The 25,845-nt window shown below is 55.9% G+C and carries 21 protein-coding genes and 1 riboswitch; of the genes, 13 read left to right on the forward strand and 8 right to left on the reverse strand.

Going from position 1 to position 25,845, the window contains the following annotated elements:
* Window positions 1-59: 59 nt before the first annotated feature.
* Window positions 60-605, reverse strand: coding sequence for a type 1 glutamine amidotransferase domain-containing protein (locus WG938_RS03625; protein ID WP_339977652.1), 546 nt, complete (start codon window positions 603-605; stop codon window positions 60-62).
* A 148-nt stretch (window positions 606-753) separates the two neighbouring features.
* Between WG938_RS03625 and WG938_RS03630 the strand changes: the two genes are divergently transcribed.
* Window positions 754-1,416, forward strand: coding sequence for a DUF1801 domain-containing protein (locus tag WG938_RS03630; protein WP_339977654.1), 663 nt, complete (start codon window positions 754-756; stop codon window positions 1,414-1,416).
* 12 nt (window positions 1,417-1,428) lie between these two features.
* Here the strand turns inward: WG938_RS03630 and WG938_RS03635 are convergent, their stop codons facing one another.
* Window positions 1,429-1,686, reverse strand: coding sequence for a hypothetical protein (locus WG938_RS03635; RefSeq protein ID WP_339977655.1), 258 nt, complete (start codon window positions 1,684-1,686; stop codon window positions 1,429-1,431).
* A gap of 80 nt (window positions 1,687-1,766) precedes the next feature.
* Between WG938_RS03635 and WG938_RS03640 the strand changes: the two genes are divergently transcribed.
* Complete coding sequence (locus WG938_RS03640; RefSeq protein WP_339977657.1) at window positions 1,767-2,387, forward strand: class I SAM-dependent methyltransferase; 621 nt, start codon at window positions 1,767-1,769, stop codon at window positions 2,385-2,387.
* Window positions 2,388-2,406: 19 nt separating this feature from the next.
* Here WG938_RS03640 and WG938_RS03645 read toward each other — a convergent pair whose 3' ends face one another.
* Window positions 2,407-3,450: a hypothetical protein gene (locus tag WG938_RS03645; protein WP_339977659.1), complete on the reverse strand. Its 1,044-nt coding sequence runs from the start codon at window positions 3,448-3,450 to the stop codon at window positions 2,407-2,409.
* Window positions 3,451-3,897: 447 nt separating this feature from the next.
* Between WG938_RS03645 and WG938_RS03650 the strand changes: the two genes are divergently transcribed.
* From WG938_RS03650 to WG938_RS03665, 4 genes are all read left to right on the forward strand, one after another.
* Window positions 3,898-5,451 carry a CoA-acylating methylmalonate-semialdehyde dehydrogenase gene (locus WG938_RS03650; RefSeq protein WP_339977661.1) on the forward strand — a complete coding sequence of 518 codons (1,554 nt, stop codon included), beginning with the start codon at window positions 3,898-3,900 and terminating at the stop codon, window positions 5,449-5,451.
* A 59-nt stretch (window positions 5,452-5,510) separates the two neighbouring features.
* Window positions 5,511-6,668 carry an acyl-CoA dehydrogenase family protein gene (locus WG938_RS03655; RefSeq protein ID WP_339977663.1) on the forward strand — a complete coding sequence of 386 codons (1,158 nt, stop codon included), beginning with the start codon at window positions 5,511-5,513 and terminating at the stop codon, window positions 6,666-6,668.
* A gap of 58 nt (window positions 6,669-6,726) precedes the next feature.
* Complete coding sequence (mmsB, locus tag WG938_RS03660) at window positions 6,727-7,635, forward strand: 3-hydroxyisobutyrate dehydrogenase (RefSeq protein WP_339977665.1); 909 nt, start codon at window positions 6,727-6,729, stop codon at window positions 7,633-7,635.
* A 133-nt stretch (window positions 7,636-7,768) separates the two neighbouring features.
* Entirely contained in the window at window positions 7,769-8,554 is a 786-nt protein-coding gene (locus WG938_RS03665; protein WP_339977667.1) for an enoyl-CoA hydratase, read from the forward strand.
* A 277-nt stretch (window positions 8,555-8,831) separates the two neighbouring features.
* On the opposite strand, the gene WG938_RS03670 is transcribed toward WG938_RS03665, so the two are convergent.
* Window positions 8,832-10,604 carry an AMP-binding protein gene (locus WG938_RS03670; protein WP_339977669.1) on the reverse strand — a complete coding sequence of 591 codons (1,773 nt, stop codon included), beginning with the start codon at window positions 10,602-10,604 and terminating at the stop codon, window positions 8,832-8,834.
* Between the two features lie 252 nt (window positions 10,605-10,856).
* Entirely contained in the window at window positions 10,857-12,107 is a 1,251-nt protein-coding gene (locus tag WG938_RS03675; RefSeq protein WP_339977671.1) for a CapA family protein, read from the reverse strand.
* A 172-nt stretch (window positions 12,108-12,279) separates the two neighbouring features.
* Here WG938_RS03675 and WG938_RS03680 point away from each other — a divergent pair, with 172 nt between their 5' ends.
* From WG938_RS03680 to WG938_RS03700, 5 genes are all read left to right on the forward strand, one after another.
* Window positions 12,280-13,728 carry a tryptophanase gene (locus tag WG938_RS03680; RefSeq protein WP_339977673.1) on the forward strand — a complete coding sequence of 483 codons (1,449 nt, stop codon included), beginning with the start codon at window positions 12,280-12,282 and terminating at the stop codon, window positions 13,726-13,728.
* An 86-nt stretch (window positions 13,729-13,814) separates the two neighbouring features.
* Window positions 13,815-14,405, forward strand: a complete 591-nt coding sequence (locus WG938_RS03685; RefSeq protein ID WP_339977675.1) for a 2-oxoacid:acceptor oxidoreductase family protein — start codon at window positions 13,815-13,817, stop codon at window positions 14,403-14,405.
* Window positions 14,398-15,675: a hypothetical protein gene (locus WG938_RS03690; RefSeq protein ID WP_339977677.1), complete on the forward strand. Its 1,278-nt coding sequence runs from the start codon at window positions 14,398-14,400 to the stop codon at window positions 15,673-15,675. Before WG938_RS03685 ends, WG938_RS03690 begins: the two co-directional genes overlap by 8 nt.
* Window positions 15,668-16,801: a thiamine pyrophosphate-dependent enzyme gene (locus WG938_RS03695; protein WP_339977679.1), complete on the forward strand. Its 1,134-nt coding sequence runs from the start codon at window positions 15,668-15,670 to the stop codon at window positions 16,799-16,801. Before WG938_RS03690 ends, WG938_RS03695 begins: the two co-directional genes overlap by 8 nt.
* Window positions 16,801-18,471: an NAD(P)-binding protein gene (locus tag WG938_RS03700; protein ID WP_339977681.1), complete on the forward strand. Its 1,671-nt coding sequence runs from the start codon at window positions 16,801-16,803 to the stop codon at window positions 18,469-18,471. Before WG938_RS03695 ends, WG938_RS03700 begins: the two co-directional genes overlap by 1 nt.
* 157 nt (window positions 18,472-18,628) lie before the next feature.
* On the opposite strand, the gene WG938_RS03705 is transcribed toward WG938_RS03700, so the two are convergent.
* Together WG938_RS03705 and WG938_RS03710 are read right to left on the reverse strand one after the other, a co-directional pair.
* Entirely contained in the window at window positions 18,629-20,125 is a 1,497-nt protein-coding gene (locus WG938_RS03705; protein ID WP_339977683.1) for an MFS transporter, read from the reverse strand.
* Window positions 20,126-20,413: 288 nt separating this feature from the next.
* Window positions 20,414-21,271 carry a LuxR C-terminal-related transcriptional regulator gene (locus WG938_RS03710; protein ID WP_339977685.1) on the reverse strand — a complete coding sequence of 286 codons (858 nt, stop codon included), beginning with the start codon at window positions 21,269-21,271 and terminating at the stop codon, window positions 20,414-20,416.
* Window positions 21,272-21,442: 171 nt separating this feature from the next.
* Window positions 21,443-21,563, forward strand: a riboswitch (TPP riboswitch).
* Here WG938_RS03710 and thiC point away from each other — a divergent pair.
* Window positions 21,562-23,268: a phosphomethylpyrimidine synthase ThiC gene (gene thiC / locus WG938_RS03715; protein WP_339977687.1), complete on the forward strand. Its 1,707-nt coding sequence runs from the start codon at window positions 21,562-21,564 to the stop codon at window positions 23,266-23,268. Its footprint overlaps the riboswitch before it by 2 nt.
* 263 nt (window positions 23,269-23,531) lie before the next feature.
* The gene (locus WG938_RS03720) at window positions 23,532-24,860 is read left to right on the forward strand and encodes a glycosyltransferase family 87 protein (protein ID WP_339977689.1); all 1,329 of its coding nucleotides are present in this window, start codon (window positions 23,532-23,534) and stop codon (window positions 24,858-24,860) included.
* Between the two features lie 32 nt (window positions 24,861-24,892).
* Here the strand turns inward: WG938_RS03720 and WG938_RS03725 are convergent, their stop codons facing one another.
* Window positions 24,893-25,804 (reverse strand): patatin-like phospholipase family protein, encoded by a 912-nt coding sequence (locus tag WG938_RS03725; RefSeq protein WP_339977691.1) that lies wholly within the window; start codon window positions 25,802-25,804, stop codon window positions 24,893-24,895.
* Window positions 25,805-25,845: the final 41 nt, after the last annotated feature.

Raw genomic sequence — 25,845 nt, forward strand, 5'->3', positions numbered from 1 at the left:
AAACGACCGCGGGAGTTCAGCGGGGTAGTTTAGCTGGGCGTTATGGACGGGCGGGGTTGTTAGCGAGTTGCCTTTGCGAACTCGTCGATGATTGCGGAGTTGAAAGCGGGGAGGTCATCCGGGGTTCGCGAAGAAATGAGTCCGGAATCGACAACGACATCCTCGTCAATCCATCGTGCACCGGCGTTGACCAGATCCGTCTTGATTGAGCGGAAAGACGTTACGGTTCGGTCGCGCACGACATCGGCGTCGGTCAGAATCCAGCCACCGTGGCAGATAACTCCGATGGGCTTGGCTGCCTCGGCGATGTCCTTGACGAATGACACTGCATCCTCATCCAATCGAATCGTGTCGGCGTTGCCGGTGCCCCCGGGGAGAATCAGGGCATCGTAGTCACGGGCTTTTGCCTCAGAAGTAAGCTTGTCGACGTCCACCGTCGTGCCGTTCTTTCCTTCGATCGTGCCGTCATCCGTCGAAAGGACATGCACGATTGCGCCGGCAGCAGTGACAGCTTCGATCGGGCTCGTCAGCTCGGAATCCTCGAAACCGTTCGTTGCAAGAACTGCAATCTTGCGACCCTTAAGGCGTTCATTTAATGCGTTCATGAGTGATTCCTTTCCCTACGATCTTTGTGAACTATGTTGAGTGCCCGACCATAGCGAAGAACACGTCTGCTCGCCAGGATTTCCCGGTACTCTTGGAATTGCAGTTCAGCAACAATCCGCAGGTCAACGGGAACCGGAGAACCTACTTATGGCAACGCCTTTCGAGACCATTCCAGGTGTGAGTGCGCCATTGCGCAGGGCTCTTGAAGACGCGGGTTTCCCAGATCTGGAGTCTCTCGACGGCGTTGATTATGCGTCATTGATTTCTTTGCACGGTGTGGGCAAGCGAGGTCTGGAACGTCTCAATGAAGCGTTGAAAGACAAGGGAATGTCGCTCAGTGGTGATATTCCGTTGTTGCCGGCTCGTACCTTAACCATGACAAATAAACACACCGGCGTTACGTCAGATGACATCAAGACCCGGCCTACTGAGATTTCTCCCGCTGAATACATTGAACAACTTGAAGCGCCGCGTCGAGTCACTCATGGGCGTCTCCTGCTCGACATGTTCGATCGGGTCACGGGTGCAAAGCCGGTGATGTGGGGGCCATCGATGATTGGCTACGGCGAAACTCACTTTATATACGACAATGGTCGCGAAGGGGATTGGTTCCGAGTCGGATTCAGTCCTCGGAAGGCCAAGCTTTCGTTGTACGGACTTTTCGACGGCGACGGTGCCGAGGAATTACTGACAAAACTTGGCACGTTCTCGCGGGGTAGAGGTTGCCTGTACGTCAATAAGCCCGAAGACATTGACCTCGGTGTGCTTGAAGAACTGATCCGTCGCGCGTGGATCAAGGGAAATGACTAACGGGGTGGTCGGCTAGAAACCGAAGCCCCCATTGGTGGCATCACAGCTAGCACCATTGCACAGTAAGGCATCGTCTCCGCCGAGAATGCCAGCCTCGGGTGCTGCTTCGGGTGCGTCAATTGTGGAGCTCGGAGCTGGCGCTGAAGGCGTTTCCTGTGGTGCTTCGCCCGAAGTTGGTGCCGTCGTGTTATCCGTTGCGCAGCCGGACAGTACGAGTGCGGAGCATGCGATAGTCGCGGATACGAACGAAAGTCGTCGATTCGTAGGCACAGCTAAGAGACTCCTTTTTGGCAGTACCTGCCGGTTAGTGGTGTCGGCATGTAGGTCTTATCTTAGGTACCCTCCCGGGTATGTCTAATTCTGAGTTCTGGAACCAGCGTTTCGAAGCCGATGCAGAACGACATCCTGATGGTAACCCTGACGGACATGGCGTCTTCGCAGGTGAGCCGAACCCGATTCTCCGCGAGCTTATTGATCCGCTCACCCCGAAGGCACCGAAAAATCGCGCCATCGACGTCGGTTCAGGTCGTGGACGGCATGTGGTCTGGCTCGCGCGCAATGGCTGGGACACAACTGCATTCGACTTCTCTGATGTGGGGCTGGCTCATACTCGACAAGCGTTGGACGCTGAAGGGCTCGCGGCGACACTTCAACATGGCGACATCACTACGTGGAATCCCGAACAGGACTCCTACGATCTCATCGTTTGCGCCTACATCCATTTACTGCCGGAAGAACGCGCTCGACTCTGGTCAGTAGTCCGCACGGCCATCGCGCCCGGTGGACACGTGGCCATCATTGCTCATCACCACGACAACAAAGGGCACGGTCCGGGAAATCCGAAAGTCCTCTACGATGCTGGCGAAGTAGCGTCTGCGCTTGGCGACGGATTCGTCGTCAAGCAAAAACAGCGGCTAGAGCGTGGTGCGGGAGCGGTCGATGCCGTGGTCTTCGCGGAGCGCGTCGAGTAGCTGTAGGCAGGCAGGGCGTCTAAGGGTGAATAATCATCTCGGTTCGGCATTGCCAGTTGGGCAGGAACATGTTGTGGACATGGGATTCGAGCCGAGCGACTGCCCATGCAATCTTTCCCAATCTGATTTCTGCAGGGGTTGTTCCTGATTCGAGGTAGGGCGGAAGAAGCACCTCTTTCAGGAATGAAGTCGGATGGCAATTGAGATTGCCTCGCCGCAGGAACAACCATGCCACCAGTTGAGCTTCGAACTCCTGAATCTCGACATCTGTGAACGAGTCTGCGTCGTCGTGATTATTCCAGTTTGCATCGGACTTGCAGGGCCCGAGGTGTCCTAGCAAGATGCGTGCGTAATCAACCGCAATCTGAGCGAGCTGTGGACGGCCGGTCAACGATTCGTCAACAAGCAGGCCAAAGTGTTGCGGAAAGCTATACGAGTGCCACACCTCGGGGGACGTGCACACGCGGAATTGCTTGTGCACTGGAGGAAGCTCATGGCGGAATGCTCCGATGATGCTGCCGTATGGTCCACCGACAGCTTCATTGCGCGGGAGATCCTGCTTCTTGATGTCATCTTCGCTGCAGAACGAAATGCCATCGAGGAAGGAGCTAGAGCGAAGTTGCTCGATGACAAAGCTGGATGACGGTGTGACGTGCGGGTCAGGTGGTTGGTCGACATTTTCGTTTTCTAACTGTTCGACATCGACCATGTCGTACACAAAATGCTTGTTTCCGAGTTGATCACGGGCGAAGAGCGGTGAGGTGCCGGGCTTTACATAAAGGCCGGATCTACGCCAAATGTCAGCTGTATGAACTTCATTTGTTGTAGGACTCTGAACAGCAATTGCAATGGCATCTTCGGCATTCATATTTGAATGGCGTGAAATGAAATCTGCAATAGCAATCAGTTTGTCTATAGAGGCATTTGACTGTTCGGCTTCGAGGTCAAGTAGGTGAGTGTCTAAGGGGTCGATGCAGGCCGCAGGGTCGGGCTGCAGTGGAACCGGTGGGATGACACCCGGGATGTCGTCGTTCTCGCGATGAGAATCGAAATCAATAATCATGCTCTACCTGTATTGCGTGAAATCGTACTATGTGAAGCGGATTAACAATTGTCGGCTATTTGATTTATTAGAATACCGTGAAGGCCTGTCAGGGGTGTCGAGAGTCTAAATGGAAAAGGAACTTGGTCGCCCGTTGGTCGGGTGGGGCTGCCTGCGGGCGGTCGGGGGGAGCGTGCCTGTCGCCCGTTAACGCTGTTAGGCGGTTGTGTTTGGGGTTGGGTCAAAGTGTGTTCGGGGGTAGAAAAACCGTCGTTTGCGGACTGTTTCACAAATAAAGCAAATCTGTGATGCGCGTCATATATAGTGAGTCGCAGCAGTGATTAACCAGGATTAACAAACGGTGTCACGCAGGGGAAATGAAGCCCTGAAGGACCGATGTAATCCACTGCCCAATCTGAACGCTAGACCTCACACTCCCTCTATTGCTTAGGAGCTCTGACGCCTTCAATGAGCCAGAACAACTCGTCCAACACGTCCAATGGTCTCCCAGTAGTTCCGCACATTATTGGCGGCAAGGAAGTTTTCGGTGGCGGAGGTGAAATGGATGTCATCGTGCCAGCTACAGGTGTCGTACGTGCAAAGGTTGGTTTGGCCGATGCTCAGCTGGTTGATGATGCGGTGCAGAATGCCGCAGAGGCTCAGGTGGGGTGGGCTAAGTACAGCCCACTGAAGCGCACCCGAGTTCTGAACGAGTGGGTTCGCTTGATTCGTCGTGATGCAGACAAGATTGCTCGTGAGCTGTCACTTGAACACGGAAAGACTTTCACCGACGCTCATGGTGACCTTCAGCGTGGACTCGAAGTTGTCGAGTTCTCTCTCGGTGCACCACACCTTTTGAAGGGCGAGTTCAGCGAGGGCGTCGGCACCGGCGTTGACGTTCACTCCGTTCGCCAGCCACTCGGTGTTGTCGCGGGTATTACGCCATTCAACTTCCCAGCAATGATTCCATTGTGGAAGGCTGGCCCAGCACTCGCAGCGGGTAACGCTTTCATCATGAAGCCATCCGAGCAGGACCCAACTGTTCCTGTCATGCTGGCAAAGCTGTTCCTCGAGGCCGGTGGCCCAGCAGGCGTCCTGAACGTTGTCCACGGTGCACACGACGCTGTGAATGGCATCCTGGCACACGAGGATATCAAGGCAGTGGGCTTCGTTGGTTCGACCCCAGTTGCGCAGCACGTCTACATCGAATCGGCTCGTACCGGCAAGCGCGCACAGTGCTTCGGTGGTGCGAAGAACCACATGATCATCATGCCGGACGCAGACCTCGACCGCGTGGTTGACGCACTCATCGGTGCGGCATACGGCTCCGCTGGTGAGCGTTGCATGGCCATCTCCGTTGCGGTTCCAGTGGGCGACGAAGTTGCAGACGCATTGCGTGACCGTCTGAAGGAAGCAATCGCAGACCTGAAGGTTGGCCACTCCCTCGACCCAGAAGCGGACTACGGCCCACTGATCACCGAGGCAGCACGCGACCGCGTGGTACGTCTGATCGGTGAAGGTGAAGAAGCAGGCGCTGACCTCGTTGTTGACGGTCGTGGCCGTGGCGCTGACGATGATTCCTTCGAAGGTGAGTCCCTCGAGGGTGGCTTCTTCGTTGGACCTACCTTGTTCGACAACGTCACCACTGACATGTCCATCTACAAGGAAGAAATCTTCGGACCAGTGCTGTGCATCGTCCGCGCAAAGGACTACGAAGAGGCGCTGTCCCTGCCAAACGATCACGAGTACGGCAACGGCGTTGCTATCTTCACCCGTGACGGCGACACTGCCCGTGACTTCTCCTCTCGTGTTGAAGTCGGCATGATCGGCGTTAATGTCCCAATCCCAGTCCCAGTTGCATTCCACACCTTCGGTGGTTGGAAGCGCTCCGGCTTCGGTGACCTGAACCAGCACGGTCCAGATTCATTCCGTTTCTACACCCGCACCAAGACCATCACGCAGACCTGGCCAAAGGGCCCACGCGAGGGCGCATCTTTCTCGATGCCAATTCTCGGCGAGTAATCGCTCCGACCGTCAACACCACTGACACACATTCCTAGAACGAAGGGAACACCGAGCACATGAGCTGGATCACCGAAGATCAGAAGCCATTGGTTGAAGTTATCGACAGCTACGTCGATAAGCACATCGCCCCCAATGCGATGGAGTGGGACGAAAAAGGCATCTTCCCAGTTGCCGAAATGAAAGGCCTCGCCGACATCGGAGTAGGTGCCCTGTACTGCTCCGAGGATCACGGTGGTACCGGCTTGACCCGTGCAGATGGTGTCGTGGTGTTCAACCGCATCGCGCGTGGCTGCCCAGTCACCGCCGCATACTTGTCCATCCACAACATGGTGACGTGGATGATCGACGAGTTCGGTACTGAAGAGCAGCGTGCAGAGTTCATCCCTCAGCTCGCGGCGATGGACAAGATCGGCAGCTACTGCTTGACCGAACCTGACGCAGGCTCAGACGCCGCAAACTTGACGACGCGCGCGGTACGCGACGGCGACGAGTGGGTGCTGAACGGCGTCAAGCAGTTCATTTCCGGTGCTGGCGTATCTGACGTTTACCTGGTGATGGCACGCACTGGTGACAGTGGCGCGAAGGGCATTTCGGCGTTCATCGTCGACAAGGACACCGAGGGCCTTAGCTTCGGTGCCAATGAGAAGAAGATGGGTTGGAAGAACCAGCCAACAGCGCAGGTCATCATGGATAACGTTCGCGTGCCGGCTGGCCGTCTCGTTGGCGGCGAGCAGGGTCTGGGTATGGGCTTCACCATGGCGATGCGCGGTCTGAATGGTGGCCGCATCAATATTGCTGCGTGTGCGCTGGGCGGAGCAGAGGTTGCTCACGAAGCAGCTGCTGCGCACCTGCGTGACCGAAATGCATTCGGGCAGAAGCTCATTGACAACGATGCACTGCGCCAGCGTCTTGCAGACATGGCAACCGACTTGATGAGCTCCCGACTGATGCTTCGTTACGCTGCGGATTCTCTTGATTCTAAGGCTCCAGGCTACGTCGAAGCGTGTGCAATGGCGAAGCTGCACGTCACTGAGCGCTGCTACCACGTCGCAGATGAAGCACTGCAGTTGCACGGTGGTTACGGCTACCTGCAGGACTACGCAGTAGAACGCATCGTGCGTGACCTCCGAGTTATGCGCATTCTCGAAGGCACCAACGAAATCATGCGCTTGATGATTGGTCGTGCCGTCGGCAAGGGCTCACTCGAGTTCTAAGAACCACACAGAACAAGCAGGGACGTTCGCAGGAATTCAGGAAAGGGACATAAGAACTATGAGTGAGAACAACGCAGGAACTATTGCTTTTATCGGACTTGGCAACATGGGTGGCCCAATGGCCGCAAACCTTGCCAAGGCTGGCTACACCGTTCAGGGTTCCGACCCATCACCAGAGGCGCGCGCAGCTGCGGAGTCCGCAGGCATCAAAGCTTTCGAAAACGCTAAGGACGCAGCTCAGGGGGCAGAGACTGTTATCACGATGCTTCCGAATGGTGGCATCGTAGGTGCGGTCTACGCAGACATTCTTCCTGTTGTTGCAGACAATGCGCTGTTCCTCGATTCTTCGACGATTGCCGTGGCCGAGGCTCGCGAGCTCAACGAGAAGGTCATTGCTGCTGGCCACCAGCACCTCGATGCACCGGTTTCCGGTGGCGTCGGTGGCGCTACCGCTGGCACGCTGGCATTCATGGTCGGCGGCGAGCAGGATGCATTCGATCGAGCAAAGGACGTGCTGGATGTCATGGGTCGTTCCGTGACCTTGTGTGGCGCATCTGGAGCCGGTCAGGCAGCAAAGGTTTGTAACAACATGCTGTTGGCTGTTCAGCAGATCGCAGTTGGCGAGGCAATGGTTCTGGGCGAGCGTCTGGGACTTACCCCGCAGGCATTCTTCGATGTTGTCTCGAACTCGACCGGTGCATGCTGGGCTCTCACCGCCAACTGCCCAGTGCCGGGTCCAGTAGAGTCCGCTCCGTCGAACCGCGACTACCAGCCTGGTTTCGCTGCTGCTTTGATGGACAAAGATTTGGGACTCGCAGAGCGCGCACTTGCCGATACCGGCACGAACGCAACTCTCGGCTCCAGCGCACGAGCACAGTACCGTCGCTTCTGCGAAGAGGGTAACCAGGGTCTCGACTTCTCCGCGATCATCCGCCAAATTGTGGCAGACAGCGAAGAAGCGAAGTAAGCAGTACAAGTAAGAAGTACACGTACAAACGAGTAGCAATCACTCACCGTGAGTTTGAACCACCAGTGACAATGGGATGGCAGAAGCCATTTCGTTGCTGGTGGTTTAAACGATGAAAGGACATTGACACACCATGACCGACGCTCCAAAGAACTACGAGACCATTCTGACCTCCACTGAAGGTCGAGTCGCAACCATCACGCTGAACCGTCCAAAGGCACTGAATGCTTTGAACTCGACTGTTATGAACGAGCTTGTCGACGCCTGCCAGACCTTCGAGCGTGACCGTGGTATCGGTGCGATCGTCATTATCGGCTCTGAAAAGGCATTTGCCGCTGGCGCAGACATCAAGGAGATGAAGGATCTCGGCTACCCAGATGTGTTCCTCGACGAGCTTTTTGAGGGTTGGGACAAGCTGCAGAAGATTCGTACGCCGATCATTACTGCCGTTTCCGGCTATGCACTGGGTGGTGGCTGCGAGCTTGCCATGATGGGTGACATCATTCTTGCTGCAGAAAACGCAAAGTTCGGTCAGCCTGAGATCACCCTTGGTGTCATTCCTGGTATGGGTGGTTCCCAGCGTCTGACCCGTGCGGTTGGCAAGTCGAAGGCTATGGACTTGGTTCTTACCGGCCGCATGATGGACGCTGAGGAAGCAGAGCGATCTGGTCTTGTTGCACGCATTCTGCCTCTCGAAGGCTTTGCCGACGAGGTTGCAAAGGTTGCGCAGAAGGTCGCTGAGATGCCACTGACCGCATCGTACGTTGCTACCGAAGCTGTTGATCGCGCCTTCGAAACGACCTTGGCGGAAGGCATCCACTACGAGCGTCGCGTATTCCACGCGCTGTTCGGTACTGCTGACAAGGCAGAGGGCATGGCTGCATTCGCTGAGAAGCGTAAGCCTGAGTGGGAACGCTAAACGCCACAATTCCCGAAGTTGAATGCCAGGGAATAGTTCCCTAGTACACGAAAGCCCCGGTCCATCGAAGGTGATGGGCCGGGGCTTTGCTGTGCACTGGAGCGTTGGCACCCCTATGCATCTCTCCAAACACTTATTGCCCGCTTCTGCACCTATTGGCTCGGGCGCATGAACCAACAAGTGAGAAAGCGGGCAATAAGTCGAGAATTAGCTGGAGTAATAGCAACAAGCGGGCCAGAGCTACCCGCGGGTCAGCACAACCAACGGGCTAAAAAGGTTAGTCCTTTTCCCAGTACTCGTTCGGGCGGCGCTTCGACAGTGGCGCGTCGACTGCCGTCTCGTCCTCTGGGCGGGCAAGTTCCTCATTGCGCAGTTCAACGCGGCGGATCTTTCCGGACGCGGTCTTTGGCAGCGTATCGCTGAACTCTAGACGACGAACACGCTTGAAGCCTGCCAGTTCCTGTGCCGTGTGCGCCATGATGGATTTTGCGGTTTCCAGGGTTGGTTCGTGTCCCTTCGCAAGCGTCACGACGCCCTTTGGAACCGCAAGGCGCATTGCATCTGGAGATGGAATAACAGCTGCTTCTGCCACTGCTGGGTGCTCCAGGAGAACGCTTTCCAACTCGAATGGAGAGATGCGGTAGTCAGATGCCTTGAATACATCGTCGATACGTCCTTCGAAGGTGATGTAGCCATCTTCGTCGATCGAACCACGGTCACCAGTGTGGTAGTAACCGTCGTACATGACCGCGCCAGTCTTGTCTGCCTGCTCGTGGTAGCCAGGAGTCAAGAACGTTGGGTGGCCGTCCATGACGACGCAGATCTCGCCGTTGTCGGTGAGTTCACCAGTTTCAGGATCCCGCAGGACGATGTCGACGCCAGGGCATGGGCGACCCATCGAGCCAGCCTTGACCTTCTGGCCAGGAGAGTTACAAACGAGCGCAGTCGTTTCGGTCTGACCGTAACCATCTCGAATAGTGACACCCCAGTCGCGTTCGACCTGCGAAATGACCTCAGGGTTCAGTGGCTCGCCAGCACCAAGTGCTTCGCGTGGAATGTTGGTCATCTGAGTCATGTCAGCCTGGATGAGCATGCGCCATACTGTTGGCGGTGCACAGAAGGTATCGACGCCACAACGGTCGAGCTGACGCATGAGGCTGGACGCGTCGAAACGATCGGTGTTGTAAATGAAGATGCATGCTTCAGCGCTCCACGGTGCGAAGACCTGTGACCACGAGTGCTTTGCCCAACCCGGCTGGGAGATGGACATGTGGGTATCGCCTGGCATGACACCGAGCCAGTACATCGTGGTCAGCGTGCCTACTGGGTAGCTTGCGTGGGTATGTGCAACGAGCTTCGGCTTCGACGTGGTGCCAGAGGTGAAGTAGAGCAGAAGCAGGTCATCGCGGTGCGTGACGCCGTCTGGTTCGAAAGTATCTGGCTCGATGAAGGCATCGTGGAAGTTCAGAATAGGCACCTGAGGTTCGCGACCGTCGCCGTAGTACGGTGTCTCGTCCTCATCTGCTGCGATGAGCTTCACATCGCTGGTGACATCAGCGAATCGGTCGAGGTATCGACGGGACGTCACGACATGGCTGATACGTGCACGCTCGATGCGTTCTGGAGTTTCCGAAGCAGGCAGCTGGATCGACGCAGGGCTGACGACGGCGCCGAGCTTCATTGCCGCCAGGAGGGTATCCCACAGTTCAACCTGGTTATCCAGCATCAGCATGATGCGGTCACCACGGCCGACGCCCTGCTTGCGCAGGTAGTTTGCGACGCGGTTGGAACGTCGACGCATGGCATCGAAGGAGTAGATGTGCTCACTGCCATCTGGTTCGACGATCCACAGTGCGCGCTCGTGGTTGTCATACGCAATCGCATCGAACCAGTTCAGAGCCCAGTTGAAGTTCTCGAATGTTGGCCATTCAAACTCTTTGCGAGCGTCTTCCCAGTTGTTGCGGTTGTTAAGCAGGGTGTTGCGCGCGCGGAGAAACTCTTCGCTGGCATCCACGTGTCCGGGCGTGCGGTCGGCCTTCGGAATCGTCATGGGGGAGACCTCGTCTCATCAGTAGTGGTGGCTTAATACATGTCACCCTGAAGGTTGAGGTCTGCGCCCAACCTATAAACCGGTGATGCGCATCACATTATCGTTCTGTAGTTTGCACGGGGAATGTTTGTGGAAATTAACTGAAGCGTATTTCGTAGTTGTCATAACTACGCCCGGAAATGGCGTTGACCTGCATTATTTCCCTACCCCCGGAAGTGTGTGAATGATGAATAACTAATCGCGAATCGAGGGTTAACGCTCGCTCAATTCTGGATCGTTATTCGCTCCACGCATGTAAATAACCGACCGAGTTCGGTCCAGTGCTGCTTGCAGTCGCGCCGTGTCCGCGCCAGGGCGCGCCATGAGATCGGAAATCGGCGCAGTCTTTACTGGCGATACTCCAGGGGGAGTCACGATGGTTGGAATCACTGTGAGGGAGTCGACTTTCCACGCGCCGTTCGTCGTAAAGTTTGGGCTTTCCGACGGATTGATTGGTGCGAACTCGAAGTTGACGGAGATGCCCTCGTAAGCGGTCGTATCGTTGGAAACCTGGTTGGCAATGTGATTGCCCAGCCCGTATACGACCCACTTGCCGTTGACCTTTTCGATCGGCTGTACGGCGTGGATGTGGTGGCCGTACACGACATCGATGTCAGGGGATTGGGTCAAGATGTTGGCAAGTTCGACTTGTTGTTGAGTGGGCTCGGCAACGTTTTCTTCGCCGGCGTGCATGGCTACCATTACGATGTCGGCTCCGGCTGACCGGGCAGCAGCTGCGCGCGCCAGCAGAGTGTCGGGGTTGAGGTCGTTGACCATCCACGGTTGCTCAACTGGGATGCCATTCGTGCCGTATGTGCCGGTTACGACGGCGACGCTGACGCCATTCTCAGCAGTAAAAATGCGGGGTTGCTCGGCTTCTTCAGGAGAGCGCGCGGATCCGCTATGGACAAGTCCGGCCGCGTCCAACGCGTCTAACGTGCGGAAAAGCCCCTCAGGTCCGAAGTCGACCGAGTGGTTGGAAACTGCGGTGCACATATCCCAGCCGGTTGCCTTGATATACGGCGCAATTTGGGGAGGTGCTTGGAACGCGGGGTAGCCAGAAAATGGCCCCTCTGGCGCTGCGAAAGGAACTTCTTCGTGGCAAATTGCGACGTCAGCGGACTCAATCGTTGGCTTGATGTCCTCGAATACTTCGGTGTAATCAAACGAGCCGTCTGGGCGCATACCGCTTTCGTACACGACTGGGTGCCAGAGCAGGTCGCCAGTCACGTTGACGGTGAATGTGTCTTTGCCCGCCGAAGCGTCATCCGACATGTCCCTGCCCGAATTACGTGAATTCTCCCGATTGCCCGCGCTACTCGGGTCATCGGAATTCCTGGATTCGTTGCTATCGGCAGCGAAGCGAGTGTCGAATGTGTCGGTCAGCGTGCCGACACCAATCAGGAGGCCGCAGCCAATGGCGAGTCCAGTAAGCAGGGCGGGGATGTGTAGGCGAGTGCGCATCAGGGCTCCGAAGTGTGATTTTCCATAAGCATGCTGGGGGAGTTCGTCGTAAAGCAAATTATGGGTGAATAGGTAAATTCACCCGCTTTTCATATAGTGGGAAATGTAGTCCAAAAATGGGGCACGGTTGCGCGTGTGCGCGGGCAATCGCGGAGGATGCATAGGAGATAACGTGTCGAAGGTTTCGTTTTACCGTGGTCAGCAATTGCCGCTGGAGATGCACAAGGTTCGCATTATTCAGAAATTGACGTTGTTGCCGATCGAAGAGCGTCAAAAGGCAATGGCGGAAGCCGGGTATAACACCTTCTTGTTGCAGAACAATGATGTCTTCCTGGACATGTTGACGGACTCGGGCGTGAACGCAATGAGTCAGGATCAGCAGGCTGCAATGTTCACCGCAGACGATGCTTACGCAGGCTCGGCGACGTACACCCGCCTGCACGACAAGCTCGTCGAGATCTTTGGCATGGAGTACTTCCTGCCAGCTCACCAGGGCCGCGCTGCTGAGAACATCCTGGCGCAGGTGCTCGTACGCGAGAACACTGTCGTCCCTATGAACTACCACTTCACGACGACGAAGCAGCACATCACCGTCCATGGTGGCGAAGTCGTCGAGTTGATTCGTCCAGAAGGACTCGAAGTCAACAACACGCATCCGTTCAAGGGCAACATGGACATCGAGGCTCTCGATGCGCTGTTGCAGGACAAGGGTGCCGAAGGTACGTCGTTTGTTCGTATGGAAGCTGGCACGAACCTCATTGGTGGCCAGCCATTCTCCTTGGAGAACCTTCGCGAAGTGTCTGCGCTGTGTAAGAAGGCCGGCGTTCCACTTGTGCTTGATGCGTCGCTGTTGGCTGACAACCTGTACTTCATGAAGGTCCGTGAAGAACAGTGCAAGGACATGAGCATTCGTGAAATTACTCGTGAGATTGCTGATGCCGTAGACATTCTGTACTTCTCGGCACGCAAGCTCGGTTTCGGCCGTGGTGGCGGAATCTGCATCCGTGACGAAGAAATGTTCAAGCAGATGCGTGGCTTTGTCCCGATGTTCGAAGGCTTCCTCACCTACGGCGGTATGTCGGTGCGCGAGATGGAAGCTATCACCGTCGGTCTGGAAGAGACCATGGATGAGGACATGATCAACCAAGGTCCTCAATTCATCGAGTACATGGTGACGGAACTGGATCGTCGTAATATTCCGGTCATTACTCCAGCCGGTGGCTTGGGTGCACACATTGATGCCATGCGATTCGTTGACCATATTCCACAGCATGAGTACCCAGCTGGTGCTCTCGCTGCGGCTCTGTATATCGCTTCGGGTGTCCGTGGTATGGAACGAGGCACCATGTCCGAGCAGCGTGATGCTGACGGAAACGAGCCATTGGCCGATATGGAGCTCGTCCGCTTGGCTATGCCTCGACGCGTGTTCACACTGTCGCAGGTCAATTACGCCATTGACCGTATCGATTGGCTGTACCAGAATCGTCGCATGATCGGTGGCATGGAGTGGGTTGAAGAGCCAGAGATCCTGCGCTTCTTCTACGGTCGACTCGCCCCGAAGACGACGTGGGCAGACGACCTCGTTGCTCAGTTCCGTAAGGACTTCGGAGACAGCCTCTAGGTCGTACGCAGCAACCTTTCACTCGATACCCTGGTCAGTATTTTCAGGCCCGCGGTCATTTGTCAAAAATGACTACCCTGGAACACATGGTCGAGGTACGCATTCATGGACGAGGCGGACAAGGTGTAGTTACCGCGTCCGATCTGGTCGCGATGGCGGCTTTCGCTGAAGGTCGCCACGCCCAAGCATTTCCATCCTTCGGATCGGAGCGCACAGGCGCCCCGGTCGTTGCATATTGCCGCATCAGCGAAACTCCAATTCGCACCCGCGAGCCGGTCCTAGAACCAGATTTGGTCATCGTGCAGGACCCAACTTTGCTCCCGATTATTGATGTCTTTTCGGGCTTGACGACGACGGGGTATGCACTCATCAACTCCTCAAAGCGCAGTGCTGAACTGGGGCTATCTGAGCTTCAAGCGAAGCAGCCGGAAGGACATTTTATGACCATTCCGGCAACTGACATCGCACGTGAACACACGGGGCGAACTGTGCCGAATGCTGTGCTGCTAGGCGCAGTAGCTGCACTGACCGGGCTGTATCGAATGGATTCGGTGAGCGCCGCAATTATGCAGCGATTCCCAGGAAAAGTGGGCGAAATGAATGTCGCCGCTGCCGAAGCGGCATACGCCCTTGTGCAGGAAAAGAAGAATGCAGCGAAGGGTGCGGCACATGCTTAAGCAAATTGAAGGTTCGCAAGCGGTTGCGCAGGCAGTACAGGCATGTCGCCCTGAAGTTGTGTGCGCGTATCCCATTTCGCCACAAACGCACATCGTTGAAGCATTGTCGGCGATGGCCAAGCGGGGCGAGCTGCCAAACTGCGAATACGTCAATGTGGAGTCCGAGTTCGCGGCGATGTCGACGGCAATTGGCGCATCAGCAGCTGGTGCACGGTCGTACACGGCGACGGCGTCGCAAGGATTGTTGTACATGGTCGAGGCTGTGTACAACGCATCTGGCTTGGGCTTGCCGATTGTGATGACGGTGGCGAACCGCGCAATTGGCTCTCCAATCAACATTTGGAACGACCATTCTGACTCGATGAGTCAGCGCGACTCGGGCTGGTTGCAGCTCTATGCGGTTGATAACCAAGAAGCTGCAGATCTGCATGTGCAGGCATACAAGATCGCCGAGGAACTCTCGCTACCTGTGATGGTGTGCATGGACGGTTTCATCCTGACCCATGCGATGGAACAGGTCGATGTGCCGGAGCGCGAGGACGTCGACAAGTTCTTGCCTCCGTATGAGCCACGCCAAGTTCTCGATCCAGCAGACCCCATTTCGATCGGTGCCATGGTGGGGCCGGAGGCATTCACCGAGGTGCGGTACTTGGCCCACCACAAGCAGTTGGAAGCTCTGGACATCATTCCACGGGTTCAGAAAGAGTTCGAAGAAGTCTTTGGCCGTGCGTCTGGTGGGTTGCTCCACGAGTACAAGACGGACGATGCCGAGACGATCATCGTGTGCCTCGGTTCGGTGACGGGTACGGTGCGCGATGTCGTGGATGCGCGCCGGGCAGCGGGAGAGAAGATTGGCGTGTTGTCGCTGGTGTCCTTCCGCCCATTCCCAACCGACGCGGTGCGCGCTGCGCTGAGTAATTGCACACGATTCATCGTGTTGGAAAAGGCATTCTCGGTCGGAATCGGTGGCATTGTGTCATCGCATTGTCGTGCAGCAATGCGAGGCAAGACATTTATTTGTCACGAGCTCATTGCCGGTTTGGGCGGTCGTGATATTACGAAGGCCTCGTTGAATGCGTATCTTGATCGCGCCGTTGTTGATGACGTCGAAGATACGACGTTCCTGGACTTGGACACGGAGTTGGTGAACCGCGAGTTGCGTCGTGAAGAATCACAGCGACGTTCGGGCGCGATCCCTGAGAACATGTTGCGCGATTTTTCGCATCGCGCCATGACTGGTTCCTTCGAGGAGGAGAAGTCGAATGACTAACGCTGATGCAGTTCATGACGATCGGTTGAGTCGTTACATCCGGCCGAACCGCACGCCGTTGCCAATGCCAACCATCCCGGGCACCGAGATTCCGGCTCGGGAGGAAGCCAAGTTCTACCAGGTTGGGTCTTTTGCCATTGGCAACCGGTTGCTCGATGACAAGCTTCGATCCGTCCAATCTGACACCGACCGCGTGAATTCATTGACCTCGGGTCACCGCGCATGCCAGGGCTGTGGTGAAGCACTCGGTGCGCGATATGCGCTGGACGCTGCGATGGCCGCAACAGACAACAAGGTCATCGCGGTCAATGCGACGGGCTGCCTCGAAGTCTTTTCCACTCCGTACCCAGAGACTTCCTGGAACTTGCCGTGGATTCACTCTTTGTTCGGGAACGCTCCGGCCGTCGCAACCGGTGTGCAAGCCGCGCTGAAAGCTAAGGGTCGTACCGATGTTCGCGTTGTTGCGCAGGGTGGTGACGGCGGCACAGTGGACATCGGCTTCGGCGCGCTCTCTGGCATGTTCGAGCGTAACGACGACGTCCTGTACATCTGCTACGACAACGAGGCGTACATGAATACTGGTGTGCAGCGTTCCGGCGCGACGCCACCAACGGCTCGGACGGCAACGACACAGCCAGTCGGCGACGAGCCAGGTAATACGTTTGGCCAGGGCAAGAACTTGCCGCGTATTGCGATGGCACATGATATCCCATACGTCGCTACGGCCACTGTCGCTGATTTGCGTGACCTTGAATACAAGGTCAACAAGGCCATGGAGTTCCGCGGTGCGCGCTACATCCATGTGCTCGTGCCATGCCCGTTGGGCTGGGGCACCGTATCAAACCAAACCATCAAGATCGCTCGCTTGGCGACGCAGTCGGGTGTCTTCCCAGTCTTTGAAGCCGAATATGGCGAGGTGACATCTGTGACAAAGCTTCGTCGACCTGTTCCGGTGGAGGAGTACCTGCGACCGCAGCGTCGTTACGCTCACTTGTTTAAGGGTGGCGGAGATTCGGAAACTATCGCTCTGCTGCAGAAGTTGGCTGATCGGAATATTCGTCGCTATAACCTCATCGATGAGGACAGCCTTGACGAATTTGAGAAGTATGAGGGGGAGAACTCGTAATGGCTGGAACTCCAGGAACCGCAGGCTCGAACCCAGTGCCATTGCCGTTTGCAATTTCATTGGGCGTGGGCTCATCGCTGTCGAACCAGACAGGTTCGTGGCGTACCGAGCGTCCGGTGTACGTCAATCTATTGCCACCGTGTAACAAGGCATGCCCTGCTGGAGAAAACGTGCAGCAGTGGCTCTATCACGCAGAAGAGGGCAACTATGAAGCTGCGTGGCGTGAAATTATGCTGAATAATCCGCTACCCGCAGTGATGGGTCGCGTGTGTTATCACACCTGCCAAACAGCGTGTAACCGTGCAGAAGTAGACGAAGCAGTTGGTATTAATGCCATTGAGCGCTTCCTCGGCGACAAAGCGATTGCAGAGAATTGGCAGGTCACTACTGATGTCCCAGCGTCAGGAAAGAAAGTGCTCGTCGTTGGCTCAGGGCCGTCTGGTCTATCGGCTGCGTACCATTTGGCGCGGCTCGGACATACGGTGACTGTGCGCGATTTGGGTGACAAGCCGGGTGGCATGATGCGCTATGGCATCCCCGCTTACCGGCTGCCCAGGAAAATCCTTGATGCAGAAATTGCACGCATTGCAGCCCTTGGTGTGACATTCGAGCAGGGAGTACGCGTCGACGATATTGACGCGGTGCTTGACGAGTTCGACGCTGTCTTCACCGCAGTCGGTGCACAGATTGGCAAGAATATCGGCGTTCCTGCCGGTGAAGCGGCCAACATTATGGATGCCGTGGATGTGCTTCGTGATGTGGAAGCTCGAGGTGACTCAACGGGCGACGATAAACCTTTGTTGGGCCGAACCGTCGTTGTGTACGGCGGTGGCAACACTGCCGTTGACGCTGCGCGTACGGCAAAGCGGCTAGGAGCTACAGACTCGGTCATTGTCTATCGGCGTACCCGCGACCGCATGCCAGCTCACGACTCTGAAGTTGTGGAAGCGGAAGAAGAGGGCATCGCTATGCGCTGGCTGTCCACGGTCAAGCACGTGGACGGTGGCACTATCAAGATTGAGAAGATGGCGCTCGACGAGAACGGTTTTCCACAGCCGACTGGCGAATATGAAGAGTTGGCAGCCGACTCGTTGATTATGGCACTTGGTCAAGAATCGGACTTGTCGCTCTTGGAAAACGTCGACGGGGTGACTATAGATCGCGGTGTAGTTGCAGTGAACGAGCACATGATGACAGGTCGTGCCGGTGTCTTTGCTGGCGGAGACATGGTGCCAAGTGAAAAGAATGTCACTGTTGCCATCGGCCATGGCAAGAAGGCCGCGCGGCATATTGATGCGTGGCTTCGAGGTTCAATCTACGACCCTGGTGAAAAGCCTGGAGATGCAACTCTCGACCGCATGGAGACCTGGTACTACTCGGATGCTCCGCACAAAGTTCGCGAACGTCTGGAGGGTCCACGTCGCGCTTCCACGTTCGACGAAGTTGTTCAGGGCCTCGATGAAGAATCCGCTGTGTTCGAAGCTCGTCGTTGCATGAGCTGCGGCAATTGCTTTGGCTGTGACAACTGTTTCGGCGTGTGTCCAGACAACGCGGTATTGAAGATTCAATCGGGCGAGTACGAGTTCAAATACGACTACTGCAAGGGCTGTGGTGTCTGTGCTGAAGAGTGCCCATGCGGCGCGATCTCGATGGTCCCCGAAGAGATCTAGCGTGACGACGGTTCGTCGTCACGCACCAACTTCCGAAGCATAGGAAATGCAAAACCGGCCTTCCCCGAGGTAGTGGGAAAGGCCGGTTACTTGCGATGTGACGCTTTGGTTCGTGTGCGCCTAAGCGCCAAGCTAATAGGCGCGGTCAGGATTTTAGTTATGCGGTCGCTGGACCGTCAGCGTCGATTTCGTCGGAGTGGTTCGAACGAATCAGGGAGACTGCGATCGACGAGGTGATACCGAAGCCAGCCAGCATGAGGCCAACACCGAAGCCGCCGTAGGTTTCTGCGATGGCTGCAGCCAACAGTGGCGGAATTGCGCCACCGAGGATTGCTGCGATGTTGTAGGCAAGGCCTGCACCGGTGTAGCGGAGGTCAACGCGGAACAGCTCTGGGAGCATTGCACCAGCTGGGCCGTATGCGATGCCGAAGATCATCAGGGTGCCGTAGAGGCCTGCGGTGAAGCTCCACAGCGTACCCATGTCAAGGATGTAGAACAGGAATGGGCTCCAGATAACAGCGCCGATGGTCGAGATCAGGATGACCTTGTTGCGGCCGATGCGGTCAGAGTACAGCGCCGACAGGGCGGTGGAGATACCGAAGACAATTGCTGCGCCCATACCGATTGCCAGAACTGCCTGGCGGGAGTGGCCCAAGGTGCCGGTTGCGTAGCTGGTCAGGAACGAGGTGCCCATGTAGAACAAGGTGAATAGGGAAGCAAGTGCGACGCCACCGAGGACAGCTTCCTTCCACTGGTAGCGGAGGGTATCCATGAACGGGAAGGTCTTCTTTTCGGCTACTTCGCCCTTTTCGCGACGCTCGAGCTCCTTAGCGAACGATGGAGTCTCGTCGATGACAACTCGAACGTACATGCCGATTGCGACCATTACGACCGAGAGGACGAATGGGATACGCCAGCCCCAGTTGATGAAGGCATCCGAGGTCTCACCGAGGAGAACGCTGATCAAGAGGAAGGTGCCGGAGGAGAGGAAGAATGCGATAGCCGGGCCGATCTGCGGGAAGATTGCGTACAGTCCGCGCTTTCCTGGTGGTGCGTACTCGGCAGTCAGCAGGGTTGCACCTGCCCACTCACCGCCCACAGCCAAGCCCTGTGCGAAACGCATGGCTACCAGCAGGATTGGACCCCAAATGCCAATGCCGTTCTCGAACAATCCCCAGGCGCCAGATTGGTAGCCAGGTAGAAGGCCAATGAACAGGGTTGCGAAGCCCATCAACAGTAGCGTCCATACCAGGGTGCGCTTGCGGCCAAGCTGGTCACCGAAGTGACCGAAGACGATGGAGCCGAGTGGGCGAGCAAGGAATGCCACGCCGAAGGTTGCGAACGACGCGATGGTGGACATCAGTGGCGTCATATTCGGGAAGAAGATCGTCGGGAAGACGAGAGCGGCAGCGGTGCCATAAATGAAGAAGTCGTAGAACTCGATGGTCGTACCGATCATCGAAGCGGTTGCGACACGTCCAAGAGTCGCTTCCTTCTTGTCCTTCTTTGGCGTGTGTGCTGCACCGGTTGCTACAGCCGGAGCGTTGTGCTCCTGGGCAGTCGATGCAGTGGTCGTGGCAACCGGGGCATGATTTGGCAGCGGAGGAGTAGCTGCCACATTGGTCCCCGTAGGCGAGGTGGTCTGATTAGTCACTAGTTGAACTCCAGCGTCGGGGTCTTGTCGGCTACACCGTCGCGGCACTCGGTGTGCGCGGCTTGGTGAACGGTGTAGTTAAGACCGATTAGCAAGGTAAGACCAAAGCTACGTAGATGTGTTCTGGGTCACATATACCCGAAAGGGTATATTGTGTAAATATAACTAAAAAACGGACAGGGAAAGTCTTCGGAACGCCGTTAAAAATGCCGTTGTACTGCACAAACAAAAAATCGCACCATGGTCAGGTGCGAGTAAATAATTTCTAAGAGAAAGCAAAAAGAAGTTTTACGGCAGCAGGCCGAGGGTACGAGCACGGCTTACCGTCGCGTGCCGGCCCGACGTTCCGAGCTTTGTAGCAGCGTTTCGTAAATAAGCTTTCACTGTTTCTCCGGACAGTCCCAATCGCACTCCGGTCTCTGCATTTGTGCAGCCGAGTGCAACGTGAGCAAGTACGTCCAACTCTCGTGCGGTGAGACGGGGGAGATCCTCCCGAGGGGCATCAAGTCCGGAAATTCCCGCTAGGCCCTGGGATGCGGACATGAGGCGAGCTTTCAGGTCACTGTCCTCAGTGGAAGCGGCAATCGAGCGCAAATCAGCGTGGATTTCCCGGAGCTTTTCCCGATCGGCAGAGCTCACCCCTTCGCCAATAATTGGCACATGGGCTGCCTCTGCCATAGCAAGACGACGATCGACCTCATCGCGAATGCGCAGCTCATCGGCAGTCTGCCGGGCAATCTGCAAGCCTGTATTGCGTACCCGATCACCAATAGCGCCGGTGCGCCGATAGGCACCGTAGAGGACCATGCGTACTTGGTCGGAGACAACCACCGGAATGGCCATCACCGAGCCCAGCTCTTCCACATTGACTTCACTACGGTAGCTGTCGGTGATGATTTTTGCTGAAGCATAATCTGTCACCGCAGCTGGCCTGCGGTCCCGCAAACTCAATCCGCCAAGACCTTCGCCGGAGTGGACAGTCAGGCCGCGCAAAGAATCAGTTAGAAGACCAACGCCTTCAGTGATGACAACCTGGTTTGAGTTGCCCATCCCAGCGAAAACCACAGGTAGCTCTGCATTGCGACGCAAAGAACGCACCATCTGGCGGAGTAGCTCCCGGTCTTCCGGGCGGGATTGGGCAGACATGCACATAGTTTACCCATGGAAACTTCAAGGAATTTGCAGTTTCCAGGATTTCTCTGCCTCGGGTTGGCGCAGAAGGTGGAGGGGTGATCGTCGTGAAGTAAACGACGTAGAGGAGCAAAGATGTAGGTACTTCACTACGCAAGACTAATGGCGATGTAGTGTTGCTATTGCTACTTCATCCACGGGAGCGCCAACCGAATCTCCGGCGCTGAGAGGACACCAGGTATCGGGTGTCGACCGATTGAACCTGAGCCGGGTAATTCCGGCGTAGGAAAGGACAGTGCAGAACTATGGTTTCTCGCGCGCTCAAATCAGCCCCTCCACAAGAGGGCGAAGTTACAACCGGGCCTATCTATCGCAGTCACAAGCACTATGACAATGTGGACTTTGCAAACGAATTTGGTTCAGCTACGTTGCGCATCCCGGCGCGACGCATTGAGCTGACAGATGGTGGCCACTTTGATGTGTACGACACTTCGGGCGTGTATACCGAAGAGAATCCACAACTGGATTTGAAGGCTGGCCTGGCAAAGATTCGTGAGCAGTGGTCGATGGCTCCGGCAGTCGCTGCGGATCCGACAAAAGATGATTCGCCACAGGTAAAGACACAGCTGGCATGGGCTCGAGCTGGCATCATTACGCCGGAAATGGCGTTCGCTGCTGCTCGTGAGGGCGTCGATCCGGAGATTGTGCGTGAAGAAGTAGCCGCTGGGCGCGCAGTCATTCCGGCGAATCACAAGCACCCTGAAATCGAGCCAATGGTCATTGGTAAGCGTTTCGCTACCAAGGTCAACGCAAATATTGGCAACTCTGCTGTGACCTCCTCCATCTCGGAAGAGGTAGAGAAGATGGTGTGGGCAACTCGGTGGGGTGCCGACACGATCATGGATCTGTCTACGGGCAGCGACATTCACGAAACTCGGGAATGGATCTTGCGGAATTCTCCAGTACCAGTCGGTACTGTGCCCATCTACCAAGCACTGGAGAAGGTCAACGGCGAGCCGTCGAAGCTCACGTGGGAGCTGTACCGCGACACCATCATTGAGCAGTGCGAGCAAGGTGTCGACTACATGACTGTCCATGCTGGCGTGTTGCTGCGCTACGTCCCGCTGGCTGCAAATCGTGTCACTGGCATCGTTTCGCGCGGTGGTTCGATCATGGCGGCCTGGTGTTTGGCTCACCACACTGAGAGCTTCTTGTACACCCGCTTTGCGGAGCTCTGCGACATTTTGGCGCAGTACGACGTGACGTTCTCACTTGGCGACGGGTTGCGTCCAGGCTCTATCGCTGACGCTAATGACGAGGCCCAGCTCTCCGAGCTGAAGACACTCGGCGAATTGACCAAGATCGCTAAGTCCCGTGGCTGCCAGGTCATGATCGAAGGTCCGGGACACGTGCCCATGCACAAGATTCCAGTCAACGTCGAATGGGAAGAGGAGTGGTGCGAGGAAGCACCGTTCTACACCCTGGGCCCACTGGCTACTGATATTGCTCCAGGCTATGACCACATCACGTCAGCGATTGGTGCGGCAATTATCGCGCAGTCAGGCACTGCGATGCTGTGTTACGTCACCCCGAAGGAACATCTTGGTCTTCCAAATCGCGACGACGTAAAGGTCGGTGTGATTACATACAAGATCTCCGCTCATGCAGCTGACTTGGCAAAAGGGCTGCCACGTGCACAGGAGCGTGACGACGAACTGTCGAAGGCACGCTTCGAGTTCCGTTGGCATGATCAGTTTGCGCTGGCTCTTGATCCGGATACTGCACTCGACTATCACGATGAAACCCTCCCAGCAGAGCCAGCCAAGACAGCTCACTTCTGCTCGATGTGTGGACCTAAGTTCTGTTCCATGCGCATTTCGCAGGATGTCCGCGATTATGCAGCTGAAAAGGGGTTGGAGACTGTCGAGGCTATCGAAGCTGGTATGGCCGAGATGTCGGATCAGTTCGCAGAGTCAGGTGGAAAGGTGTACTTGCCAATCGCGGGGCAGTAGCCTTCATTCCATGTCGTGACACTTCACTCAATTGTGAAACGCTGAGATGAATACTGAAATGCCCAACCAGATATGTTTAAGTATCTTAGCTGGGCAAAGTATTAGACGTTAACCACAAGGGGTGCATGGCCATTTCTACAGGGCTGACAGAACCGCGACGACCGGCGGAAAGCACACGGTCGTCGCGGACACCACAGAAGCCAACGTCTCTACTAAGGCGTAGAAATAGTCAGCCGAAACGACCTGCTTCGGAAGCCGGAGTAATGTCTTGGCAGCTCGGAATTCTGGCCATTGTCATGGGCGTAGCCAACGCGTGGGCCTGGTTCGAACGCCAGCAGCCGGATGACTGGGCATCGCTGTGGATTGCCGGCATGCTTGTAGATCGAGGTCAGGTTGACCACCTGTACGACCGTGACCCAAACGAGTTTTCACTTATCGCTGGTGACGAATGGCTGTCTGCCGCTGCTGAGCTGCCAACGCCTTTTCCGCATCCTTTCGTCCACAATCCATTCGTGGCCTATCTAATGGCGCCACTGACGAATTGGATGGAATTTGAAACGTCCGTCGTGTGGCTATCTGCATTGACCGGTGCTGCCATGGTTGTACTGGTCGCCTCGGTATATCGCCTTTGGCACTCAACTACCATGCCGTGGGGATATGCAGCGGCGGCGACCATCGCGCTTGCAGCGATGCCGGCGACTCAGACTGTCACGTGGATCGGGCAGACGACCATGCTTGTTACTGCTGGTGGGGCATATGCCCTGGCGACATCGTCGAGAAGTCCGTACTTTGCAGGCATCGTGTTGGGCATGGTGGCCGCAGTGAAGATCACACCCATTGTGCTCATTCCGGTGCTGTTGTTTGCACGCCGGCGTTGGATTGCCGGTGCAGTAGCAATCGGTGTGATGTCCTTGCCGTTCTTGGTTACAGCGTTGACTCTGAACAAGTCCCTGCTGGACAAATGGTGGAGCAGTCTGAAGGACATCAACGATGGCGTGTTGGTTGGCGAAGTGAATCAGTCTTTGTCATCAGCCATGTTGAAACATGAAATTCCCGCTGAGGCAGGGGTCATTCTCGTACAGGATTACCCAGGCAGCGTCCGTACTTTGCCGATAATTCTTGCTGTCGCAATGGTCATAATCACCATTGCTGTTGCCTGGGTGAATCGCTACTACCGCTTCCAAATTCTCGCCTCAATGGCTTGGGGAATTGGTGTCGCCTTTTCGACGATCGTTTGGGAGCATTACCTCGTTCTTGTCGTGATGTTTGCTGCGGGAATTCTTGCGATGTCGAATACATCGTGGACCAAGCACATTGCCTGGAGTGGAGTGGCGGCAGTTGGTTTTATGCTGGTATTCCCGATGGCCATGCCGACTGGTGCCATTGCCCTTGTTGAAGGCACGCCGTACACAGGTATAACAGCACTGATCACTGCAATGGTGTTGTTGTTGATCACTGCAGGTATACATGCGGCTCACGGCGACGGTCGCGATGTCGGCGACTCTATGCTGGGATTTGATGAACTCGAACATCTTGTGCGGGCACACCAGCAGTACGGCAAGCACAGTGCCGGTCACCACCGCGCACATTAACTCCGCGTGCAGCAACTAAATGCTATCTGCTCCTAAGCTTGCAAGAATTCCAACCACCTCGGTAGTTCGCGCTGTGCTTGCTCATAACCCAATCTGTACGCTTCAAGCACCTTGTCCAGGTTGCGCTCACGATTATTAATCCGCATATCAGTAGGGAAGAACTGCAGCGCTTTGCCTTGGCGTTCGTATTCTTCAAGCTTCTCAGCGGTCGCGTTGTAGCGCGTCGGGCGTGCGAGAATCGCTTCAGCCAGGATTGGTTCCTTACGGAACACCCTACGAACAAGTCCAGGTCGGGTCGATTCTTCACGACGAAAACCCTCCGGTCGGGTACGAATCACCAGAAACTTGTCAAAACCATCGGCTTCAGCTGCGTCGAGCGGGATGCCACCAGATGGCCCAAGCGCTCCGTCGACGTATTTTTCGCCATCGATAATGGTGGGGCTCATCAAGCCAGGGAGTGAAGACGAAGCCCGAACGCGAGTCATCATGGAATCGACATCGGTCATGTCTTCGCGACCCCAGTAGACCATTTCGTCGGAAGCCAGTTTTAGTGCACCAATGCGGAAAGGGATCTGACTCTGCATCACATTGTCAAAGCGGAAAGGCCCAAAATTCTCGAACGTAGTGATCGGCGCTGTGTGATAGATGTACTCCGAATCGAAGTAGCCACGACCTCGAAAGAAACTGCCCCACCCGCCGTATTTCGGATCGACGGCGATTGTCGTCATCGAACCAATATTCCGTTGAATATCGCCTGCCAAGTAGTTCGATGTCAGGGAAGAGCCAGCGGAGATTCCACCAACCCAACCGACATCGATGCGTTCTTCGAGGAGCGTCGTCACGCAGCCTGCGGTGTAGGCGTTTCGCATGCCTCCGCCTTCAAAAATCAGAGCGACTTTTGGGGCCTTAGTGCGTGGCAACGAGTCATCGGCAGGAGCGTTCATGAATGGCAATTCTAACGTGATGCGGATTAATCAGTAATGAT

Source organism: Corynebacterium sp. H113 (assembly GCF_037572315.1).
In the GTDB taxonomy this organism is placed as follows: Bacteria; Actinomycetota; Actinomycetes; order Mycobacteriales; family Mycobacteriaceae; genus Corynebacterium.

Coding starts and splice junctions, on each gene's coding strand:
- WG938_RS03645 (WP_339977659.1), bottom strand. CDS start 3,450: ATGATTATTGATTTCGATTCTCATCGCGAGAACGACGACATCCCGGGT.
- WG938_RS03670 (WP_339977669.1), bottom strand. CDS start 10,604: ATGACGATTCCGAAGGCCGACCGCACGCCCGGACACGTGGATGCCAGC.
- WG938_RS03650 (WP_339977661.1), top strand. CDS start 3,898: ATGAGCCAGAACAACTCGTCCAACACGTCCAATGGTCTCCCAGTAGTT.
- thiC (WP_339977687.1), top strand. CDS start 21,562: ATGGTTTCTCGCGCGCTCAAATCAGCCCCTCCACAAGAGGGCGAAGTT.
- WG938_RS03625 (WP_339977652.1), bottom strand. CDS start 605: ATGAACGCATTAAATGAACGCCTTAAGGGTCGCAAGATTGCAGTTCTT.
- WG938_RS03640 (WP_339977657.1), top strand. CDS start 1,767: ATGTCTAATTCTGAGTTCTGGAACCAGCGTTTCGAAGCCGATGCAGAA.
- WG938_RS03685 (WP_339977675.1), top strand. CDS start 13,815: ATGGTCGAGGTACGCATTCATGGACGAGGCGGACAAGGTGTAGTTACC.
- WG938_RS03690 (WP_339977677.1), top strand. CDS start 14,398: ATGCTTAAGCAAATTGAAGGTTCGCAAGCGGTTGCGCAGGCAGTACAG.
- WG938_RS03700 (WP_339977681.1), top strand. CDS start 16,801: ATGGCTGGAACTCCAGGAACCGCAGGCTCGAACCCAGTGCCATTGCCG.
- WG938_RS03665 (WP_339977667.1), top strand. CDS start 7,769: ATGACCGACGCTCCAAAGAACTACGAGACCATTCTGACCTCCACTGAA.
- WG938_RS03675 (WP_339977671.1), bottom strand. CDS start 12,107: ATGCGCACTCGCCTACACATCCCCGCCCTGCTTACTGGACTCGCCATT.
- WG938_RS03630 (WP_339977654.1), top strand. CDS start 754: ATGGCAACGCCTTTCGAGACCATTCCAGGTGTGAGTGCGCCATTGCGC.
- WG938_RS03695 (WP_339977679.1), top strand. CDS start 15,668: ATGACTAACGCTGATGCAGTTCATGACGATCGGTTGAGTCGTTACATC.
- WG938_RS03720 (WP_339977689.1), top strand. CDS start 23,532: ATGTCTTGGCAGCTCGGAATTCTGGCCATTGTCATGGGCGTAGCCAAC.
- WG938_RS03655 (WP_339977663.1), top strand. CDS start 5,511: ATGAGCTGGATCACCGAAGATCAGAAGCCATTGGTTGAAGTTATCGAC.
- mmsB (WP_339977665.1), top strand. CDS start 6,727: ATGAGTGAGAACAACGCAGGAACTATTGCTTTTATCGGACTTGGCAAC.
- WG938_RS03710 (WP_339977685.1), bottom strand. CDS start 21,271: ATGTCTGCCCAATCCCGCCCGGAAGACCGGGAGCTACTCCGCCAGATG.
- WG938_RS03725 (WP_339977691.1), bottom strand. CDS start 25,804: ATGAACGCTCCTGCCGATGACTCGTTGCCACGCACTAAGGCCCCAAAA.